Source organism: Rhizobium ecuadorense, assembly GCF_001187535.1.
Taxonomy (GTDB): Bacteria; Pseudomonadota; Alphaproteobacteria; order Rhizobiales; family Rhizobiaceae; genus Rhizobium; species Rhizobium ecuadorense.
This window is the reverse complement of record NZ_LFIO01000104.1, coordinates 1-241: the sequence shown is the minus strand read 5'-3', so window position 1 is coordinate 241 and position 241 is coordinate 1. Positions and strand designations below refer to the sequence as shown.

The window sequence follows — 241 nt, the reverse complement described above, 5'->3', positions numbered from 1 at the left end:
GAGCGAGGCTCAGCGTCAGGCCTTTAAGTCTTTCGTGAAGAACGACATCAAAGATCGTTCGAAAGCTTTCAATTTCCCCGATCCCCATGGCGGCTCTCCGCTGTTGGTAAGGATGCGCCAGCCGGCTTCCTATACGCCGATCGGGATTATTTGGCGCGTGCAAATCGGTCTCGAGGTGTTGCCATGAGGGATCTGAGCGCGGCGTTTCGAAGCGCTATTTATGCGCAGGAGACGGACGAGG

At 56.0% G+C, this 241-nt stretch carries 1 pseudogene; it reads left to right on the top strand.

Annotation, left to right across the window (positions count from 1 at the left end):
* Window positions 1–187: pseudogene (locus tag AF337_RS43140) on the top strand (hypothetical protein); the annotation flags it as partial.
* Window positions 188–241 lie beyond the last annotated feature (54 nt).